Below are 18,964 nucleotides of genomic sequence, written 5' to 3'. Positions count from 1 at the left end.
ATGGAAGGTGAGTCCGCCGATGTATCCCGATGTCCGTCCCCGCAGGCTGCGCACCACCCCGGCCATGCGCCGGCTGGTCGCCGAAACCTCCCTCGAGCCGCGGCATCTGGTGCTGCCGATGTTCGTCGCCGACGGGCTCGACGCGCCGCGCGAGATTCCCTCGATGCCCGGCGTGTACCAGCACACCCCCGACTCGCTGCCGGCCGCGGCGACCGCCGCGGTCGAGGCCGGTGTCGGCGGGCTGATGCTCTTCGGCGTGCCGCGGGCCGAGGACAAGGACGCCCGCGGATCCGGCGGCACCGACCCGGAGGGCGTGCTCAACCGCGCGCTGCGCGACCTGCGCGCCGAACTCGGCGACGCGACGGTCCTGATGGCCGACACGTGCCTCGACGAGTTCACCGACCACGGTCACTGCGGCGTCCTGGGCGCTTCGGGTGAGGTGGACAACGACGCGACGCTCGAGCGGTACGCGGAGATGGCCGTCGCGCAGGCCGAGGCGGGCGCGCACCTGCTCGGGCCGAGCGGGATGATGGACGGCCAGGTCGCGTCGATCCGGGCGGCGCTCGACGCCGCGGGGCATCAGGACGTGGGGCAGATCGCGTACTCCGCGAAGTACGCGTCGGCGTTCTACGGGCCGTTCCGCGACGCGGTGGGTTCCTCGCTCGAGGGCGATCGGCGCACCTACCAGCAGGATCCGGCGAACCGTCGGGAGGCGCTGCGCGAAGTCGATCTCGATCTCGCCGAGGGCGCCGACCTGGTGATGGTCAAGCCCGCGATGTCGTACCTCGACGTGCTGCGCGAGGTCGCGGACCGCTCGGACGTGCCCGTCGCGGCGTATCAGATCTCCGGCGAGTACGCGATGATCACCGCCGCCGCGCAGAACGGCTGGATCGACCGGGACGCGGCAATTCTGGAGTCGCTGACGAGTATCCGCCGCGCCGGCGCCGACATCGTGCTCACCTACTGGGCGGCCGAGGTCGCGGGCCGGCTCACGTGAGCACGCCCGAACCGTCGCAGTGGCCCGGGCCGCCGGCCACGCCGCCCGGGGCGGCGCCGGGGGAGCGGCGCCCCACCCCCGTGGACGTGGAGACCGCGTTCCAGCTGTGGTGTGCGGTCGCGGTCCTGGGCCTGGTGTACCTCGGTGCGAGCGTGGCGCTGATGTGGGAGCGCAGGGACGAGTTCGTCGACCAGATGACGGCCGAGCTGGCCCGGCAGACGCCCCCGGTGGAGATGCCCCGGGAATCGGTGGAGTCGTTGCTGCCGTTGGGTTTCGGGATCACCGCCGTCCTGGGCCTGGCCTTCACCGGCCTGTTCCTGCTGGTCGTCTTCGCGATGCGCCGCGGCCGGAACTGGGCGCGCATGCTGCTCACGATGATCGGCGTCTTCCTGACCTTCACGGCGCTCCCCACGGTGTTCGGCGTCGGTGCGCTGGGCGGTGGGGCCGGACTCGTGATCGGCCTCGTGAGCATCCTGCAGGGTGTGTGCTCGGTCGGGGCGATCGTGCTCATGCACCGCCGCGAGCCGAACCTGTACTTCCTTCGGTTGCCCCCGAGCTGACCCCCCGGGCGCGCGGAGTACGGTGTCTGACGACCCACGGCCCGCGCGGTCGTTCCCGACGAGCGAAGAGGACTTTCATGCAGGTGGAGCCCCGGCCCTACGGTCGTCGTCGTGAGCTGGTTCTGATCGGCCTCATCGCCGTCCTGGGTGTGGTGACCCTGGTGCTGGTCGTCGTTCCGGGCATGCTCAGCGCCTGATCGCGACGTGAGCGAGCCGGCCGAGCCCCGATTCCACGAGCCCGGTGCGCGTTGGCGCACCGTGGCGCTCGGCCCGGTGCTCTGCGTCGTCGTGCTCGCGGTGGAGCTGCTGACCGGGCCGGTGGTCCACTGGGTCTCCCTGCCGGTGATCGCTCTCGTCCTCAGCGGTTTCGCGTACGTGACGGTCGTCGCGGCCCGGCGGCACGTGAGCGTGGAGCTGACCGCGGCGACGCTGCGCCTCGGCACCGAGGAGCTGCCGCTCGAGGAGATCGACGCGGTGCTGCCGCCGGCCGATCCCCGGGCCCGCGAACCCGAGCGCTGGGAGACGGCCCGGCCGCTGGGGGAGCTGTCGAACGTGCCGCGGGGTCGCACGGCCGTCGGCCTGCGGTTGCGCGGCGGCGCCCTGGTGCGGGCCTGGGCCAGGGACCACGAGCGGCTGCGGTCCGAACTCGGGACGGTGCTGGCCGAGCGCGCCGATCCACCCTTGCTTTAATACCCCCTAGGGGTACGATGCGGGTATGGCCGGATACACCCCGCACCAGGAGGACCTGCTCAAGCGCCTGCGCCGGATCGAGGGACAGGTTGCGGGCATTGCCCGGATGATCGAGGACGACCGCTACTGCATCGACGTCCTGACCCAGGTTTCCGCCGTCACCAAGGCCCTGCAGACGGTCTCGCTCAAGCTGCTGGACGCGCACCTGGCCGGCTGCGTCGTCGACGCCGCCCGGCAGGGCGGACCGGAGGCCGACGCCAAGATCCAGGAGGCCTCGGACGCGATCGCCCGCCTCGTTCTCAAACCCTGATCGCCCGAGGAGCCCGATCGGCATGCGGATCGCCCACGGACTGTGCGCTGCGGGACTGGCGTGCGTCCTGACGGCGTGTGCGCCGGAGGAGCCCGCGCGGACGGTGCTCTCGGGTACGCCGAGCGCGGTCCCCGAGTCGCCGGCCGCGCCGCGGGTCACCGTCACCACCCTCGTCGACGGTCTCGACCATCCGTGGGACGTGGTGCAGGCCCCCGACGGGACGCTGCTGACCGGGGAACGGTCGGGCCGGTTCGTCGTCCGGCGGCCCGACGGGCGCGTCGAGGAACTGCGCGCCGACCTGCCGGACCTGTACGCGGTGGGGGAGACCGGGCTCATGGGCGTGGCGCTCGGCCACGACTTCGAGTCCAGCCGCACCGTCTACGCGTGCCAGGGGCACCGCGACCCCGACGACGTCCGCGTCTACGCCTGGACCGTCGATCCCGGCTGGACCACGATGACGCGGCAGCGCACCGTCGTCGAGGGCCTGCCCGTCGCCCGCGGCGGGCGCCACGGCGGCTGCCGGATCCTCGCGCACCCCGACGGCACCCTGTACATCGGCACGGGCGACGCCACCCGCCCGACGGCGCCGCAGGATCCGGCCGGCCTCGGCGGCAAGGTGCTGCACCTGAACCCCGACGGGTCGCCGGCGCCCGGCAACCCGGATCCGGGCAGCGTCGTGTTCACCCTCGGCCACCGCAACGTGCAGGGGCTGGCGCTGCAGCCCGGCACCGGCCGGCTCTACTCGGTGGAGCAGGGCAGCAGCCGCGACGACGAGGTCAACCTGCTCGTGCCGGGCGGCAACTACGGCTGGCGTCCCGACCGCGAACCCGGCACGTACGACGAATCGGTGCCGATGACCGATCCCGAGCGCGTGCCCGGCGCGATCCCGGCGGTGTGGAGTTCCGGCTCGCCCACCATCGCCACCCCGGGGCTGGCGTTCGCGGCCGGGCCGGCGTGGGGCCCGTGGTCCGGTGCGCTCGTCGTCAGCAGCCAGCAGGACGAGAAGCTCCTGCTGCTGCGCCTGTCCGGTGACGGCCGCAGCGTCACCGAGTCGGCGACGCTGCTCGAGGGGGAGTACGGCCGCCTGCGGTCGCTCACCTCGCTGCCCGACGGCTCGCTCCTCGTCACCACCGACAACGGCTCCGGCGACAAGATTCTGCAGGTCGCCCCCGTCTAGCGTGCCCCTGGGTCGACGCGCCGCGCGCCCGCGCCGTCCTCGCCCAGCCGATCGCCCGGATTGAACAGTGTGCACGCCTGCAGCGACAGGCAGCCGCAGCCGATGCACCCCGCCAGTTCGCGCTGCATCCGGTCGATCGCCTGCTTGCGTTCCGCGAGGCGCTCGTGCCATGCCCGCGAGATGCGCATCCAGTCCCGTCGGGTCGGGGGCCTGTCGGCCGGCAGCGCCGAGAACACCTCGGCCACCTCGGCGAGCGGAATGCCGAACCGGGTCGCCAACTGGATGATGGAGATGCGCCGGATCGTGTGCCGGGGGAAGCGGCGCGTGCCGCCTGCGGTGCGGTGTGCCGTCACAAGTCCCAGCGACTCGTAGTAGCGAATCGCAGACACGGCGGCGCCCGTGCGCCGGGAGACTTCACCGATCGCCAGCAGTTCTTCGCTCGTGCGGCTCATCACGACTCCGTTCCCCGCGCTTGATCTCAAGTGCACTCGAGACTCTACAGTCACCGGCATGCACGGATCCACGACTCGCGCCGGCTCCTGGCCGGAACTTCTCGGGCGCGAATACCTCGGTACAGCATCGGTTCTCGCCGGCGGAGTTGCCCTCTACGCCACCAACGTGTACCTCACCACGAGCCTGCTGCCGACCGCGGTCGAGGAGATCGGCGGCCACGCCTACTACGCGTGGACGGCGACGGTGTTCCTCATCGCGTCGGTGATCTCCTCGACGGCCGTGGCCCGCCTCCTCGCCGCCCGCGGACCCCGGGGCGCCTACCTCGTGGCGCTCGGGACCTTCGCGGCCGGCACCCTCGTGTGTGCGCTCGCCCCGTCCATGGAGACGCTGCTGGCGGGCCGGGCGGTCCAGGGACTCGGCGGCGGCCTGCTCGCCGGGCTCGGCTACGCCGTTCTGAACAGTGCACTGCCCGAACGCCTCTGGAGCCGCGGCGCGGCGCTCGTATCGGCGATGTGGGGCGTGGGGACCTTTGCGGGACCCGCCGTCGGCGGCGTGTTCGCCCAGTTCCACGCCTGGCGATGGGCGTTCGGCGCGCTAGTGGTCTGCACGCTCGCGGTCGCCGCCGCGGTGCCCTTCACCCTGCCGGCGCACGCCCGCGGATCGCGGGATGCCGGCAGGATTCCGCTCGGTTCGCTCGCCCTGCTCACCGCCGCGGCCCTGACGGTCAGCGTGGCCGCCGTCGTGACCGGCAGTGCGCCCACGATCGCCCTCATCGCGGTCGCGTCCGCTGCCGTGGTCGCGTTCGTCGCCGTCGACCGCCGCAGCCCGCACGGCATCCTGCCCGCGGCGACGTTCACCACCGCCCGGCTGCGCTGGGTGTACCTGACGATCGCAGTGCTGGCGGTCGCCTCGACCGCCGAGACGTTCGTCCCGTTGTTCGGGCAGCGCCTCGCCGGCCTCGCGCCGCTGGCCGCCGGCTTCCTCGGCGCCGCGCTCGCGGTGGGGTGGACGCTCGGCGAGATCCCGAGCGCCTCGGCGTCCGCGCCACGGACCGTGCACCGCATCGTGGTGAGCGCTCCGGTGCTCGTCGGCCTCGGTCTCGCGCTCATGGCGACCGTCGTGCGTGACGAGGCCGGACCGGCTGCGGTCGCGGCGTGGGTCACGGGACTGGTCGTCGCGGGCGCGGGCATCGGCATCGCGTGGCCGCACCTCGCGGTCGGCGCGATGAACGCCGTCGCCGACCCGCGCGAAAGCGGCAGGGCGTCCGCCGCGATCAACACCGTCCAGTTGATCGCGAACGCGTTCGGCGCAGCACTGGCCGGGGTCCTCGTCAACGCGGGACAACCGTCCGACGTGCGCTCGGCGCGGCTCCTGCTGTTCGGGTTCGCGGCCGTGGCGGTGCTCGGCGTGCTCGCCGCGCGCCGCGCGGTTCCGGCCCGCGCGCACCGGCTCCGGTCGGTCCCGGCGGACTCCTCCGCAGCGGAACCCGAACGAATCTGACGCCGCCGCGCGTGTCGTCGCCGTCCGGCGCATCGCCTTCCGTAACATCGCCGGGATCCGGCGAGGAGGAGATGCGCGTGCGAATCCCGGGGAGGTGCGCGGCGGCGATCGCAGCGGGCGTGCTCGCGGCAGGGGCGCCGAGCGCCCACGCGGCGCCACCCGAGGCGGGCGCGCTGCCGGCGCTGACCGTGACGCCACTGATGGAGGGGCTGAGCAAGCCCTGGGACGTCGTCGCCGCGCCGGACGGGACGATCCTCACCGGAGAACGCAGGGGCCGCTTCGTGGCCCGTGGCCCGGACGGTGACGTCCGCGACGTGCGCGCCGACCTGTCCGACCTGTACGCCGAGGGCGAGACCGGTCTGATGGGACTGGCGCTGGCGCCCGATTTCGGGACGAGCCGGACCCTCTACAGCTGCCAGGGTCATCGCGGCCCGGACGGCACCGACATCCGCGTGCAGTCGTGGACGGTCGATGCCGGATGGACGGAATTGACCCGTGGTGCCACCGTGCTCGCCGGCATTCCGGCCGGGCAGGGCGGCCGTCACGGCGGCTGCCGGCTGCTCGCCCACCCCGACGGATCGCTGTACGTCGGCACGGGCGACACCGCCGACCCCCAGGTTCCTCAGGACCGGAACAGCCTGGGCGGCAAGGTGCTCCACATCGATCCCGACGGCACTCCCGCGGCGGGCACCCCCGATCCGAACAGCCCGGTGTTCACTCTCGGCCACCGCAACGTGCAGGGACTGGCGCAGCGTCCCGGCACCGGCGAACTCTATGCGGTCGAGCAGGGCACCGGCCGCGACGACGAGGTGAATCTGCTGCTGCCGGGTGGCAACTACGGCTACCGGCCCGACCGCTTCCCGTTCGTCTACGACGAGTCGGTGCCCATGACCGACCCGGCCCGCGTTCCGGGGGCGATCGGGGCCGTGTGGAGTTCCGGCGCCCCCACCCTCGCGACTCCCGGCGGCACGTTCGTCGCCGGTGCCGGCTGGAACGGGTGGGACGGCGCACTGGTGATCACGAGCCAACAGCAGGAGAAGCTGCTGTTCCTCGAACTCACCGCCGACGGCCGCGCGGTGGACGAGACCGCGACCGCGCTCGAGGGCCGATTCGGCCGGCTGCGGTCGGTGACCGCGCGGCCCGACGGGGCACTGCTCGTCACGACGGACAACGGAAGCGGCGACCGCGTCCTGCTGGTGGAACCTGCCGCCGACTGAGAGGGCGAGACGATGTGCTCACCGACGGTGCTCGACCGGGTGTATCGCGAGATCCAGGACAGCCGAAGCCGATTCGGCCGCCGGTCCTTCCTCGCCGCAGTGGGCGTGACCGCCGCGGGCCTCGCCGCGACGCCCGCCGCACGGGCCGGCGGGAACACCACCCCCGTGCGGGCCGACGCGGTGATCGACCTGACCCACACGCTGACCCCGCAGTTCCCGGTCTGGCCCGGCAACGAGCAGTTCACGATGCGTCCCGTCGCAACGCTCGACACCGGGCGGTTCGCCGTCAACGAGATGTCGCTGTGGGAGCACACCGGCACCCATCTCGATGCCCCGGCCCACATCGTGCGCGGCGGCGCCACCGTCGAGGCGCTGCCGGTGCGCGACTTCGTGGCCCCGCTCGCCGTCGTCGACATCGCCGGCAAGGCCGCGCAGGACGACGACTCCGTGGTCACCGTCGCCGACGTGGCGGCCTGGGAACAGCAGCACGGCCCGATCCCGCCGGGCGCGTTCGTCGCGATGCACTCGGGCTGGGAGGCCCGCCTCGCCGACCCCGCCCGCTTCGTCAACGCCGACGCGCTGCGCATCCCGCACGCGCCGGGATTCGACCGCGACGCCGTGCGGATGCTCGTGCACGAACGGAACGTCGTGGGGCTCGGCGTCGACACCCTCAGCCTCGACCGGGCGAGCAGCAGCGACTTCGGCGCCCACGTGGAGCTGCTCGGCGCGGGCCGCTACGGCATCGAGGCGATGGCGAACCTCGCGGCCGTGCCGCCGCGCGGCGCGACCGTCGTCGTCGGCGCGCCCAAGCACGTCGGCGGCACCGGCGGACCGTGCCGGGTGCTGGCACTGGTCTGATCCGCGCACCCGGCCCGGCGGGTCAGCCGAGGCGACCGGCGTCCGTGCCCGGACCGTCGAGCATCGCCGACCCCAGCAGGTGCTCCGGCACGCCGAGACCCTCGACGAGCGTCGTCACGTGCGGGCGCAGGGTCCGGCAGCGTTCGTTGATGCCGCGTGACACGGCCTTCGCCCGCTCCACCGACAGCTGCCGGTGCTCCATGTACCAGGCCTTGTCCTCGTCGATGACACTCAGCGCGTACAGGTCGCACAGGTCCGACAGCAGCTCGCGGCCCGCCTCGTCGGGACACGAGTCGATGCCCGCGACGAACGCCTCGAGCACGACCCGGTCGATGTGGGCCTGCGCGGCGTGCAGCACGTGGTCCTGCACGAAGTTGAATGCGTCGAACATGTTCTCCTCGCGCTTCGACGCGGCCTGCAGCCGCCGCGCCGCCGTCGAGAGCAGGTACTGCTCCCGGGACTCGAACATCGCCATCTGCGTGCCCCGGTCGAAGAGGCTGCCGTCCTCCTCGTTGTCCTTCCGGGTGTCGACGAGGGTCTGGAGGATCTGCTGCGCGGCGGTGCGCTTCTTGACGATGTCCGACACCGTGACGGCGGCGAACTTCATCCACTCCACCGGGCTCATCCCGCGGACCTCGTCCGCGTAGGCGGTGAGCAGTTCCTTGGCGACGAGCTGGGTCAGCACGTGGTTGTCGCCCTCGAAGGTGGTGAACACGTCGGTGTCCGCCTTCAACGCCGTCAGCCGGTTCTCGGCCATGTATCCGGCGCCGCCGCAGGCCTCGCGGCACTCCTGGATGGCGCGCGTCGCGTGGGCGGTGTTGGCGACCTTCAGTCCGGCGGCGCGGCTCTCGAGCTCACGCTGCTCCTGGGGGTCGACGTCGTCGACGGGCGTGGTCTGGATCCGGTCCATGGTCGAGACCAGCTCGTTCTGCGCGAAGGTCAGCGCGTACGACCTCGCGATGAGCGGCAGCAGGCGGCGCTGATGCACCAGGTAGTCCATCAGCAGCACCTCGTTCTCGTCGCCCGGGGCGCTGAATTGGCGGCGCTGCAACGCGTACCGCGTCGCGATCGACAGCGCGACGCGGGCCGCGGCACCCGCCGAGCCGCCGACGGTGACCCGGCCCCGCACGAGCGTGCCCACCATGGTGAAGAAGCGGCGGTTCGGGTTCTCGATCGCCGAGACGTAGGTCCCGTCGGGCTCGACGTCGGCGTACCGGTTGAGCAGGTTCTCCCGCGGGATCCGCACGTGGTCGAACATGATCCGCCCGTTGTCCACGCCCGGCAGGCCGCCCTTGTGGCCGCAGTCGGAGGTGGTGACGCCGGGCAGGTCGTCGCCGTTCTCGTCGCGGATCGGCACGACGAAGCAGTGCACGCCCTGGGACTTGCCCCCGGTGATCAGTTGCGCGAACACCGCGGCGACCGTCGCGTGCTGCGCCGCGCCGCCGATGTAGTCCTTGCGTGAGGACGGGGTGGGGGAGTGGATCACGAACTCCTCGGTGCCCGGGTCGTACGACGCCGTCGTCTCGAGCGACTGGACGTCGGAGCCGTGACCGGTCTCGGTCATCGCGAAGCAGCCGAGCAGATCGAGGTCGATGAGCGGGCCGAGGTAGCGCTCGTGGTGACGGGTCGTGCCGAGATTCTCGATCGCGCCGCCGAACAGGCCCCACTGCACCCCGGCCTTGACCATCAGCGACAGGTCCGACATGGCGAGCATCTCGATCGACGCCACCGCACCACCGGCGTCGCCGCCCCCGCCCACCGCCTTGGAGAAGCCCGCCCGGGCATAGCCGGATTCGGCGAGCATCCGCATCTGCTTCAGCGTGATCGCCCGGGCCACGTCCAGGTCCGGCGTGTAGTGCGGGGCGAACTCGGGCCGGTCCAGATCCGCGCGGGCCCGCTCGCGCGCCTGCCGCCACGCGCCGTCCAGGGTGATGCGGATGTGCTCAGCTGTGGTCGTCATGGACTCGACACTAGGACGATTCGGGCCCCTCGTGTGGGTATGTGAGAACGCCGGTATCGGCTGCAGGATGCGCCCAGTCCGTCGGGACGTCCGCGCCGCCTTCCGGACTGACCCGTGTCCCGACGCGGGCCAGCAGGGGGGTCGGAGCGATCGGTCCCGCGAAGAGGGCCTGGCCCAGCCCGAACGTCGTGGCGCGGTGCAGCATCGCCGGCGGGACGTGCGAGAACAGGTGTGCGAGCTCCTCGATGTCGGTGCTGCCGTTCATGCGCATCAGCAACAGGTTGTCGCACTGGGACACGACGTTCGGATGCACCTTCCCGGGGCGCTGCGTGGCGACGAACAGGTGCAGCCCGAACTTGCGGCCCTCGCCGGCGATGAGCACCCCCAGATCCGCGGTGCTCGACGACAACGGGTCCGCCGTGGCCGACGGCAGGATGTTGTGCGCCTCGTCCACCACCAGGAGCATCGGCAGGCGGCGCCGCCGCAGCATCCACAGCCGGCCCAGCAGGCCGAGCGCCACCGCGGCCCGCTCGCCGGGGGAGTTCAGGCTGCCGAGATCGATCACGAAGCACCGGCCCGCCGTCATGTCGAGTTCGGCGGCCGAGCGTTCGTCCCCCCGGCGCCACAGCTCCCACGCCGCGATCCCCAGGTTGTCGATGCGGGTCGCGAGACGCGCGGTCGCGGGGTCGGCCGCCGCCGCGGACCGCACGTCCGCGACCGAGTAGGGGACGGCGAGGGAGGCGGTGACGCGGCGCAACGCCGAGTACTCGTCGAGGTCGTGCACCGGGTCCAGGCGCAGCAGCAGCGCCTGCGCGACGAGGGGAAGGTCGCTGAGATCCAGGCACAGCAGGTGGTCGGAGTCGGCGCCGCGGGCCCGTACCACCCGCACTCCGGTCGCGGCCTCGCGATGCCGGCGCGCGGCGGGGGAGTCGTCCCCCGGATCCCGCAGCCGGCCGAGCTGCACGTGGTCGGAGTTGGGGTCGAGCACCACGATCGGCAGGGTCGTCGCGACGAGCAGCCGTTCGAGGACCGCGCCGGTCGTGTACGTCTTGCCGGAGCCGGACTGGCCGCACATGAAGGTGTGCCGGGCGAAGCCCGCCGGGTGCAGCCGCGCCGGCACCGCCGGGGCGTGCAGCATGGTGCCCACGTCGAGGGTGCCGGCGAGCGCGGCGGCGATCGTCGCGGTCTCGGCCTCGGTGGCCGGACGCACATGCCGCTCGGGAAACGGCTCCGTCTCCGGCGTGGCGACGAACCGGCCGTCGCCGAACACCCCCAGGACGGTCGCGGAACCCGCCAGCGTCCGCACCATCGCCCGGCCCCGCACCGACCGCACCGGCAGACCCGGTTCGTCGACGGTGACGTCGACGTCGGCGCCCTCGCGTTCGACGATGCGCACGCTGCGGACCTGCACGGCGAGGCGGCGCCCGTCGTCGAGTTCGACGACCGCGAACCCGCCGACGTCGACACCGACGTCCACCGGTCCGGTGAGAAGTACCTCACGGCCGTCGGCGGACAACGCGGCGGTGACCACCCGGAAGCGGTCCGCGAGGGCGATCCGGACGTCGTCGAACGAGACCATGGTCACATTCCTACCGGAACGACCGCCGTTGCAGGGTCCACGCCTTTTGGCAAATCCCGCGAAACTGGGACACTGGAGGTCGTGACTGCGACCCCCGATGCATCTCGCGCCCGCGACTCCGTTTCCACCGCACTGTTCGACCGGGCGTCGAAGGTGATTCCCGGGGGTGTGAACTCTCCGGTCCGCGCATTCGGATCGGTCGGCGGTACCCCGCGCTTCGTCGCGTCCGCCTCGGGCTACACGCTGACCGACGTGGACGGCAATTCCTATGTCGACCTGGTGTGTTCGTGGGGGCCGATGATCCTCGGCCACGCGCACCCGGCGGTCGTCGACGCGGTGTGCAGCGCCGCCACGACGGGCCTGTCGTTCGGCGCGCCGACGGCCGGTGAGGTGGAACTCGCCGAGGAGATCGTGGGGCGCATCGAGCCCGTCGAGCAGGTCCGGCTCGTCAACTCGGGCACCGAGGCGACGATGAGCGCGGTGCGGCTGGCACGCGGATTCACCGGCCGAACCAAGATCGTCAAGTTTGCGGGCTGTTATCACGGTCACGTCGACGCCCTGCTCGCCGACGCCGGCTCCGGCGTCGCCACCTTCGGGCTGCCGACGTCGCCGGGTGTGACCGGTGCGCAGGCCGAGGACACCATAGTCGTGCCGTACAACGACCTCGAGGCGGTGCGCGCGGCGTTCGTCGCCAACCCGGGGAAGATCGCCGCGGTGATCACCGAGGCCGCCGCCGGCAACATGGGCACCGTCCCGCCGCTGCCGGGCTTCAACGCCGGCCTGCGCGAGCTGACCCGCGAGCACGGCGCGCTGCTGATCATGGACGAGGTGATGACCGGGTTCCGGGCGGGACCGGCCGGCTGGTACGGCATCGACGGTGTCGCCGGCGACCTCATGACGTTCGGCAAGGTGATGAGCGGCGGCCTGCCCGCGGCCGCGTTCGGCGGCCGCGCCGACGTCATGGCCCACCTCGCGCCGGCGGGGCCCGTCTACCAGGCCGGCACCCTGTCGGGTAATCCGGTCGCCGTCGCCGCCGGGCTGGCCAGCCTGCGCGCCGCCGACAGCGCCGCCTACGCCGCGCTCGACCGGAACGCCACCACCCTCGGACGGATGATCGGCGAGGCACTCACGGCCGAGGGCGTCGCGCACCGGGTCCAGTTCGCCGGCACGATGCTCAGCGTCTTCTTCACCGAGGATCCGGTGACCGACTACGCGCAGGCCAAGGCCGCGCAGACGTGGCGGTTCCCGGCGTTCTTCCACGCCCTGCTCGACCACGGCGTCTACGCCCCGCCCAGCGCGTTCGAGACGTGGTTCGTCTCCTCCGTGCTCGACGACGACGCGTTCTCCCGCATCGCCGACGCGCTGCCGCACGCAGCGAAGGCCGCGGCGGCCGCCACGGCCTGAGCGGGCCCTCCCACGCCACCACACCCGACGCACACCCGAGGAATTCCCACGTGACCGAACCTGCCCCGTCCGAGTCCCGCACCATCGTGCACGTGCTCCGGCACGGCGAGGTGCACAACCCCAGCGGCATCCTCTACGGCCGTCTGCCCGGCTTCCGGCTGTCCGTGACCGGGGAGGCACAGGCCCGGTCGGTGGCCTCGGCGCTCGCCGACCACGACGTCGCGCACATCGTCGCCTCTCCGCTCGAGCGGGCCCAGCAGACCGCCCAGCCGATCGCGGACAAGCACGGCCTGCCGGTGGCGACGGACGACAACCTCATCGAGGCGGGCAACCAGTTCGAGGGCCTGCGGGTCGCCGTCGGCGACGGGGCGTTGAGCCGGCCGCGGCACTGGTGGAAGCTGCGCGACCCCTTCACCCCGTCGTGGGGAGAGCCCTACCTGCAGATCGCGCACCGCATGCTCGCCGCCGTCAACGCCGCCCGCATCGCCGCGGTCGGCCGGGAGGCGGTGTGCGTCAGCCACCAGCTGCCGGTGTGGACGCTGCGCCGCTTCCTCGAGGGCGAGCGGCTGTGGCACAACCCGCAGCACCGTCAGTGCAGCCTCGCATCGATGACCTCGCTGGTGTACCAGGGCGACACCCTCGTCGACATCGTCTACTCCGAACCGGCCGGGGCTTCGGACCCGACCGTCCACGGCGCATGAGGCGCCGGGCCACGCGACGGGCGGCGCTGGCGGCGGCGCTGGCCTGCGGCCTCACTCTCACGTCGTGCGCCACCGGTGACGACGCCGTCGCCACCGGCGGCACCTTCGACTTCGTCTCGCCCGGGGGCCAGACCCGGATCTTCTACGACCCGCCCACGGACCGCGGCACCCTCGGTGCACTGTCGGGTGAGGACCTGATGAACGAGGGGCAGACCCTCTCGCTCGACGACTACGCCGGCCAGGTGGTGGTGCTCAACGTGTGGGGCCAGTGGTGCGCCCCGTGCCGCAGCGAGGCCGACGACCTCGAGCAGGTCTACGAGGCCACCAAGGATCAGGGCGTGCAGTTCCTCGGCATCAACGTCCGCGACAACCAGCGCGACAAGGCCCAGGATTTCGTCGTCGACAACCGGGTGGGCTACCCGTCGATCTACGACCCGTCGATGCGCTCGCTGCTCGCCCTGGGGGCGAACTACCCGACCTCGGTCGTACCGACCACGGTCGTCCTCGACCGTGACCACCGCGTCGCCGCCGTGTTCCTGACCGAACTGCTCGCGAGCGATCTGCAGCCGGTCGTCGAGCGCGTGGCCGCGGAAAGTCCGTCCGAGCAGTGACATGGGTGGTGCAGTGACATGGGTGGTGCAGTGGCATGGGTGGTGCAGTGGTGAGCAGTGATCCGCTGGTGAGCGAGGCCGTCCTCGCCGCGGGCATCGGGGACACCTTCCAGTCGGTCGCCTCGTCCGGCCCGCTGCTGCTGGCCCTCGGGGCGTGCCTGCTGGCCGGACTCGTGTCCTTCGCATCGCCCTGCGTGGTGCCGCTCGTGCCCGGTTACCTGTCCTATCTGGCCGGTGTCGTGGGTGCCGAGGCCCCCGCGGTGACCGCCGCCGAGGCGCGCGGGCGCACCACCACCGTCCGCGACGACGGGCGCCTGCGCGTCGCCGGGGCCGCCGCGCTGTTCGTCGCCGGATTCACGGTCGTGTTCGTCCTCGCCACCGCGTCGGTGTTCGGCGCGATCTCCGTGCTCTCCGTCAACCGCGAGGTGCTGATGCGGATCGGCGGGGTGGTCACCATCGTGATGGGCCTGGTGTTCGTCGGGCTGATCCCGGCGTTGCAGCGCGACACCCGCCCCGAACCCCGGCGCATCTCCGGACTGGCAGGCGCGCCGCTGCTCGGCGGCGTCTTCGCCCTCGGGTGGACGCCGTGCCTCGGTCCCACGCTCGCCGGGGTGATCTCCCTGGCCGCGGGGACCGAGGGCACCACCGCCGCGCGGGGCGTCGCGTTGATCGTGGCGTACTGCCTCGGCCTCGGGCTGCCCTTCGTCGTTCTCGCGCTGGGCTCGGCGCGGGCCCTGCGCGGGGTGGGCTGGCTGCGTGCCCACGCCCGCACCGTCCAACTCGTCGGCGGCTTCATGCTCGTGGCCGTCGGAATCGCCCTCGTCACCGGCGCCTGGGACGTGTTCGTCTCCTGGATCCGGGACGCCTTTATTTCCGAGGTCACGATGCCAATATGACGGCCACCGACACCCCCACCGCCCCACCGTCGCCGACCCCGCCGCCGCGGCAGGGCCCGGCCGGTCGCACCGCGGCGTTCGTCCGCAACACCTGGCGCGGCCTGACGTCGATGCGCACCGCGCTGGTGCTGCTGTTCCTGCTCGCGCTGGCCGCGATCCCCGGCGCGCTGCTGCCGCAGCGCAGCCTCAATTCCGGCAAGGTCGACGAGTACATCGCCGCGCGCCCGACCCTCGGGCCGCTCCTGGACCGGCTCGAGTTGTTCGACGTGTTCGGCAGCTTCTGGTTCACCGCGATCTACGTGCTGCTGTTCGTCTCCCTGATCGGCTGCATCCTGCCGCGCTGCACGGAGTACTACCGGGCGCTGCGCACCCGGCCCGTGCCGGCGCCGCGCAACCTGTCGCGGCTGCCGCACCACCTCGAGACCACGGTCGACGCCTCGCCCGAGGAGGTGCTCGCCCGGGTGCGCGGTCAGCTGCGGGGCTGGCGCATCGCCGAGCGCGGCGTGGAGACGACCGCGGGGCGCGGCGCGCGCGACGGCGAGCTCACGCTCTCCGCGGAGAAGGGGTACCTGCGCGAGGCCGGCAACCTGCTGTTCCACCTCGCGCTGGTGGGTCTGCTCGCCGCGGTCGCGGTGGGCAAGCTGTTCGGCTACGAGGGCCAGCGCATCCTGGTCGCCAACGGTGAGGAGTTCTGCACGAGCTCGCCGGCGGCGTTCGACTCGTTCCGCGCGGGCAACACCCTCGACGGCACGGGCCTGACTCCGATGTGCATCCGCGTGAAGGACTTCTCCGCGGACTATCTCGACAACGGGCAGGCCGAGATGTTCACCTCGAACATCGACTACCAGGCGGGGGCCGACCTGGCGACGAACACCTGGCGCGACGCGCAGCTGCGGGTCAACCACCCGCTGCGGGTCGGTAGCGACCGCGTCTACCTGCAGGGCCACGGCTTCGCGCCGTCCTTCACGGTGACGTGGCCCGACGGCGAGACCCGCACCGAGACGCTGCAGTGGCGGCCCGACGACGCGACCACCTTCCTCAGCAGCGGCGCGATGCGGTTCGACCCGCCGGGCGGGATGTACCCGGATCCCGACGAGCGGCGGCGCAACCAGATCGCGATAGAGGGCCTGTTCGCGCCCACCGCGGTGTTCCACGGCAACCTGTTGTCCTCCGGTTACCCGGCGCTGACCGATCCCGCCGTCGCGATCGACATCTACAAGGGCGACACGGGTCTCGACACCGGCACCCCGCAGTCGCTGTTCTCCCTCAACGGTGAGCTGATCAACCAGGGCCGGCTGGTCAAGCAGGACCGGGTGAACCTGTTCGCGGGGGAGAGCGTGACGCTCCCCGACGGGACACAGATCCGCTTCGACGGCGCGACCGATTTCGTGAACCTGCAGGTCTCGCACGACCCGGCGCAGACCTGGGTGCTGGTTTCGGCGATCACGATGATGGTGGGGCTACTGGTGTCGTTGCTGATCAAGCGCCGCCGGATCTGGGTGCGGGCCTACCCGGCCGGTACAGTGGCCGACGGGGAACGACGTACCGTAGTAGAACTCGGTGGTCTCGCCCGGACCGACCAGGCCGGATGGGGTGACGAGTTCGAGCGTCTGACCGGCCGATTGCTCGGCGACGACACGACCGCACGTGCGAAGGCAGCACAGGAGAAGAAGGCATGACCCTCAACGAGACCCTCGCGCAGTACAGCGACTGGGCATTCGAATCGGCGTTCGCGGTGCTGGTGCTCGCGCTGGTGTTGCTGATCGCCGAGTACGCCTCGCACCGGGCCGATCTCGTCGCCGAGCGTGAGCGCACGCTCGTCGCCGTCGGCGCGGCCGGCGAGCCGCCCTCGGCGCCGGACGGTCCGGGCCGGGTGGAGGAGCCGCGGGGCCGGACGCTGTCCGAGCGTCTCGGCAACATGGGGCGCGCGCTCGTCGTCGTGGTGGCCGCCCTGCAGGTCACGTCGATCGTGCTGCGCGGGCTGTCCACCGAGCGCTTCCCGCTCGGCAACATGTACGAGTTCGTGTCGATGGCGTGCGCCGCGGCGGTGCTGTTCGGCCTGGTGGTGCTGCGCCGGCCGGCCTACCGGATCATGTGGGTCTACCTTCTCGTGCCGGTGCTGATCCTGATGTTCCTCGCGGCGACCGTGCTGTACGCCGACGCCGCGCCCGTCGTGCCCGCCCTGCAGTCGTTCTGGCTGCCCATCCATGTGACCATCATCAGCGTCGGCAGCGGCATCTTCCTGGTCTCCGGCGTCGCCAGCCTGCTGTTCCTGCTGCGCATCCGGTTCCCGAAGGGCGAGGAGGGTCGCGGCGTGTTCGGCCGGATCGCCGAGCGCCTGCCGGACGCGCAGACCCTGGACCGTCTCGCGTACCGCACCACCATCATCGGGTTCCCGCTGTTCGGTGCCGGCATCATCCTCGGCGCGATCTGGGCCGAGGCCGCCTGGGGCCGGTTCTGGGGCTGGGATCCCAAGGAGACCGTCTCGTTCATCACCTGGGTGATGTACGCGGCGTACCTGCACGCCCGCGCGACGTCGGGCTGGCGCAACACGCGCGCGGCCGGGATCAACGTCGCCGGCTTCGTCGCCATGCTGTTCAACCTCTTCATCATCAACATGGTCGTCTCCGGTCTGCACTCGTACGCCGGCCTGACCTGATCTGTTATCGTCCGCGTCGGCCGGGCCGTGGGGGACCGGGGACGGGGGACGACGTGGTGCCGGAGGACGGCGAGCGGACGGGGACGGCGCAGCCGTCGGCGCGGGATCTGGACGCATCGCTTCTCGTGAGCCGGGTGCAGCCGGCGCCCGCGCGGGGGTGGCGCCGGGCCGTGTACCGCGGCACCGGCGGGCGCATCGATCCCGGCGACAGCCGGCGGGGCCGGCAGCGCCGCGAACTGGTCGAGCAGGTGCGCGGACCGCTGCACGGCTGCTACCGGATCGCGCTGCTGAGCCTGAAGGGTGGGGTCGGCAAGACCACCACTACGGTCACGCTCGGGTCGACGTTCGCGTCGTTGCGGGGCGACCGGGTGGTTGCGGTGGACGCCAACCCCGACCGGGGGACACTGAGCCAGAAGGTCGCCGACCGAGCGTCCGGCACGGTGCGCACGCTGCTGCGCGACGAGGCGCACATCCACCGTTACGGCGACGTCCGGGCCCACACCTCACAGAACCGGCATCGCCTCGAGGTGCTGGCCTCGGACAGCGACCCGGCCGTCTCGGAGGCGTTCAGCGCGCGGGACTACGAGCGGGCACTGGCACTCCTCGAACGGTTCCACAACATCGTGCTCACCGACTGCGGCACGGGACTGATGCACTCGGCGATGCGCGCGATTCTCGAGAACGCGGACACGCTGGTGGTCGTCAGCTCCGGATCGGTGGACGGCGCGCGGAGCGCCTCGGCGACGCTGGACTGGCTCGACGCCCACGGTTACCGGGACCTGGTGGCCCGCTCGGTGGCGGTGGTCAACGCCGTGCGGCCCCGGTCCGGCAAGGTGGACGTGGAGCGGCTGGTCGAGCACTTCGCGCGGCGCTGCCGCGCCGTCCACGTGCTTCCGTTCGATCCGCACCTCGAGGAGGGTGCGGAGGTGGACCTGGCCCGGCTGCAGCCACGCACCCGGCGAGCCCTGCTGGAACTCGCGGCGGGGGTCGCCGCGGACTTCCCCCGTCGCGGTCACCGGGGCGAGCGCAGCGACGGGACAGGCCACCGGGGCGAGCGCAGCGACGGGACAGGTCACCGGGGCGAGCGCAGCGACGGGACAGGTCACTCGGCCGGAGATCAGTCTCCGGGGTCCTGATCGGGTCCGGGGTTGCCGTCGGCGGACCTGCGCCGGAACTCCCGGTCGACCTTCCACAGGAAGTCCGGGTCGTCGTCGGGTCCGATCACGCGGCTCGGCCGGGAGCGAAGGTCGGGACCGAACGCCTTCCACAGCAGCACCGCAATCGTGAGGGCACCGACTATGGCCAACAGGTAGAGCACCACGCACCTCCTCGCCGCGAGCAGTCCGCCGGCGTTTCCGCAGCCGGCCGGGCCTGCTCCTTCAGTCTATTCGT

The 18,964-nt window shown here is 72.2% G+C and carries 19 protein-coding genes; 15 read left to right on the top strand and 4 right to left on the bottom strand.

Features of this window, described 5'->3' with window-relative positions; translation table 11 throughout:
• Positions 1-19 precede the first annotated feature (19 nt).
• The 5 genes from hemB (at position 20) to KZJ41_RS20470 (ending at position 3,734) form a co-directional block, all read left to right on the top strand.
• Positions 20-997, top strand: a complete 978-nt coding sequence (gene hemB / locus KZJ41_RS20490) for a porphobilinogen synthase (RefSeq protein WP_006935956.1) — start codon at positions 20-22, stop codon at positions 995-997.
• Positions 998-1,077: 80 nt separating this feature from the next.
• Positions 1,078-1,557 (top strand): hypothetical protein, encoded by a 480-nt coding sequence (locus KZJ41_RS20485; RefSeq protein WP_006935953.1) that lies wholly within the window; start codon positions 1,078-1,080, stop codon positions 1,555-1,557.
• Positions 1,558-1,761: 204 nt separating this feature from the next.
• Positions 1,762-2,247: a hypothetical protein gene (locus KZJ41_RS20480; protein ID WP_102800502.1), complete on the top strand. Its 486-nt coding sequence runs from the start codon at positions 1,762-1,764 to the stop codon at positions 2,245-2,247.
• A 25-nt stretch (positions 2,248-2,272) separates the two neighbouring features.
• Positions 2,273-2,557 (top strand): metal-sensitive transcriptional regulator, encoded by a 285-nt coding sequence (locus KZJ41_RS20475; RefSeq protein ID WP_003937563.1) that lies wholly within the window; start codon positions 2,273-2,275, stop codon positions 2,555-2,557.
• 22 nt (positions 2,558-2,579) lie between these two features.
• Positions 2,580-3,734 (top strand): sorbosone dehydrogenase family protein, encoded by a 1,155-nt coding sequence (locus KZJ41_RS20470; protein ID WP_006935947.1) that lies wholly within the window; start codon positions 2,580-2,582, stop codon positions 3,732-3,734.
• On the opposite strand, the gene soxR is transcribed toward KZJ41_RS20470, so the two are convergent.
• Positions 3,731-4,186, bottom strand: a complete 456-nt coding sequence (soxR, locus tag KZJ41_RS20465) for a redox-sensitive transcriptional activator SoxR (RefSeq protein ID WP_065922299.1) — start codon at positions 4,184-4,186, stop codon at positions 3,731-3,733. The two genes, KZJ41_RS20470 and soxR, sit on opposite strands and share 4 nt — an antisense overlap.
• A 58-nt stretch (positions 4,187-4,244) precedes the next feature.
• On the opposite strand from soxR, the gene KZJ41_RS20460 reads away from it, so the two are divergent.
• From KZJ41_RS20460 to KZJ41_RS20450, 3 genes are all read left to right on the top strand, one after another.
• A complete protein-coding gene (locus KZJ41_RS20460; protein ID WP_065922300.1) occupies positions 4,245-5,687 on the top strand; it encodes an MFS transporter in 1,443 nt (480 codons plus the stop codon).
• Positions 5,688-5,758: 71 nt separating this feature from the next.
• Positions 5,759-6,904, top strand: a complete 1,146-nt coding sequence (locus KZJ41_RS20455) for a sorbosone dehydrogenase family protein (RefSeq protein ID WP_029545131.1) — start codon at positions 5,759-5,761, stop codon at positions 6,902-6,904.
• Between the two features lie 12 nt (positions 6,905-6,916).
• On the top strand, positions 6,917-7,762 hold the full coding sequence (locus KZJ41_RS20450) for a cyclase family protein (protein ID WP_006935936.1): 846 nt from the start codon (positions 6,917-6,919) through the stop codon (positions 7,760-7,762).
• A 22-nt stretch (positions 7,763-7,784) separates the two neighbouring features.
• Here KZJ41_RS20450 and KZJ41_RS20445 read toward each other — a convergent pair whose 3' ends face one another.
• Together KZJ41_RS20445 and KZJ41_RS20440 are read right to left on the bottom strand one after the other, a co-directional pair.
• Entirely contained in the window at positions 7,785-9,722 is a 1,938-nt protein-coding gene (locus tag KZJ41_RS20445) for an acyl-CoA dehydrogenase (RefSeq protein WP_050035617.1), read from the bottom strand.
• 10 nt (positions 9,723-9,732) lie between these two features.
• Positions 9,733-11,301, bottom strand: a complete 1,569-nt coding sequence (locus KZJ41_RS20440; protein ID WP_006935933.1) for an ATP-binding protein — start codon at positions 11,299-11,301, stop codon at positions 9,733-9,735.
• Between the two features lie 81 nt (positions 11,302-11,382).
• Here KZJ41_RS20440 and hemL point away from each other — a divergent pair, with 81 nt between their 5' ends.
• The 7 genes from hemL to KZJ41_RS20405 are packed head-to-tail and all read left to right on the top strand — an operon-like array spanning position 11,383 to position 18,708.
• Positions 11,383-12,705, top strand: a complete 1,323-nt coding sequence (hemL, locus tag KZJ41_RS20435; RefSeq protein WP_231772623.1) for a glutamate-1-semialdehyde 2,1-aminomutase — start codon at positions 11,383-11,385, stop codon at positions 12,703-12,705.
• 50 nt (positions 12,706-12,755) lie between these two features.
• On the top strand, positions 12,756-13,406 hold the full coding sequence (locus tag KZJ41_RS20430; RefSeq protein ID WP_043803234.1) for a histidine phosphatase family protein: 651 nt from the start codon (positions 12,756-12,758) through the stop codon (positions 13,404-13,406).
• A complete protein-coding gene (locus tag KZJ41_RS20425) occupies positions 13,403-14,017 on the top strand; it encodes a TlpA disulfide reductase family protein (RefSeq protein ID WP_043803231.1) in 615 nt (204 codons plus the stop codon). Before KZJ41_RS20430 ends, KZJ41_RS20425 begins: the two co-directional genes overlap by 4 nt.
• 35 nt (positions 14,018-14,052) lie before the next feature.
• Positions 14,053-14,913 (top strand): cytochrome c biogenesis CcdA family protein, encoded by an 861-nt coding sequence (locus KZJ41_RS20420; protein WP_006935923.1) that lies wholly within the window; start codon positions 14,053-14,055, stop codon positions 14,911-14,913.
• Complete coding sequence (locus KZJ41_RS20415) at positions 14,910-16,592, top strand: cytochrome c biogenesis protein ResB (RefSeq protein WP_006935921.1); 1,683 nt, start codon at positions 14,910-14,912, stop codon at positions 16,590-16,592. Before KZJ41_RS20420 ends, KZJ41_RS20415 begins: the two co-directional genes overlap by 4 nt.
• Complete coding sequence (ccsB, locus tag KZJ41_RS20410) at positions 16,589-17,572, top strand: c-type cytochrome biogenesis protein CcsB (RefSeq protein ID WP_102800507.1); 984 nt, start codon at positions 16,589-16,591, stop codon at positions 17,570-17,572. The genes KZJ41_RS20415 and ccsB overlap by 4 nt, the downstream gene beginning before the upstream one ends.
• Positions 17,573-17,625: 53 nt before the next feature.
• Positions 17,626-18,708 (top strand): MinD/ParA family protein, encoded by a 1,083-nt coding sequence (locus KZJ41_RS20405; RefSeq protein WP_373566442.1) that lies wholly within the window; start codon positions 17,626-17,628, stop codon positions 18,706-18,708.
• Here KZJ41_RS20405 and KZJ41_RS20400 read toward each other — a convergent pair.
• On the bottom strand, positions 18,690-18,890 hold the full coding sequence (locus KZJ41_RS20400; protein WP_251549477.1) for a hypothetical protein: 201 nt from the start codon (positions 18,888-18,890) through the stop codon (positions 18,690-18,692). The two genes, KZJ41_RS20405 and KZJ41_RS20400, sit on opposite strands and share 19 nt — an antisense overlap.
• Between the last annotated feature and the right edge of the window lie 74 nt (positions 18,891-18,964).

Source organism: Rhodococcus sp. 11-3 (assembly GCF_023704055.1).
Lineage (GTDB): Bacteria > Actinomycetota > Actinomycetes > Mycobacteriales > Mycobacteriaceae > Rhodococcus > Rhodococcus aetherivorans.
Note: the sequence above shows the minus strand (reverse complement) of the source record. Positions and strands in the feature narration are given on the sequence as shown.